An 800-nucleotide genomic window follows, 5' to 3' on the forward strand; every position below is an offset into this window, starting at 1 on the left:
CACGCCGCCGTCGTCTCCGGTGCCGGACCCACCGTGCTGACACTCGCCGCGGACGAGGCCGAAGCGGAGCAGGTCCAGCGGGCCATCGCCGCGCACCTGGAACGCCGCGACTCGCCGGGAAACTGGCGTGTGCTGAAACTGGCAGTGGACACAGATGGTGCTAAAGTGGAAGTGCACCCCCGGGATTAACCGGCGAGGACACCTGCCGGATGCTCCGGATCAAGCAAGCCGAGTAGCCGTTTGGGCAGGATCCCCGTTCCAGGTGCAGCCTTTCAGGAGCCTTCCGCGGCACTCAACGGCGTTGCTGCCGGCCATCGGCCGGACAGGACCTCACTCGTTCCATCCGGACGGCTTGTTTCAAGGTTTTTCATCTCTGATCACCCGGACTTGTTTCGGCACGACGCCGCAGGCAATACCGGACCCAGCCGGGCTTCTCATGCAACGGCCGGGTAGCAAACAACGCGGTGCGCTTCATATGCACACCGCCCGACGAGGGGGAAGGATCCTTCGTGACCGAAACCACTGACCTGACCGCAGGTGTGGAAACAATAGACTCTCCTGCACCGAAGAGTGCAGGCCTTGCCGGCCTGAAGCTGGCCCAACTGCAGGTGCTGGCCGGGCAGCTCGGCATCACCGGCGGCTCGCGGATGCGCAAGGGCGACCTGGTCGCCGCGATCTCCGACCACCAGCGTGGCTCCTCCGTGGCCGACCGCACGGCCAAGAAGGCCGAGCAGCCGGTGCGCACCGAAACTCCGGCGGCCAAGGAAGAGACCACCGGCGCGGCAAGCGGCGGCGCGACC

At 66.4% G+C, this 800-nt stretch carries 1 protein-coding gene and 1 pseudogene; both read left to right on the forward strand.

Annotation, left to right across the window (positions count from 1 at the left end):
- Positions 1 to 189 (forward strand): annotated as a pseudogene (locus tag AC5RUJ_RS17520) (homoserine kinase); the annotation flags it as partial.
- Between the two features lie 320 nt (positions 190 to 509).
- On the forward strand, positions 510 to 800 hold a 291-nt coding region (locus tag AC5RUJ_RS17525; protein WP_494156412.1), incomplete at its 3' end, for a Rho termination factor N-terminal domain-containing protein.

This window comes from Arthrobacter sp. Y3223164, assembly GCF_059091005.1.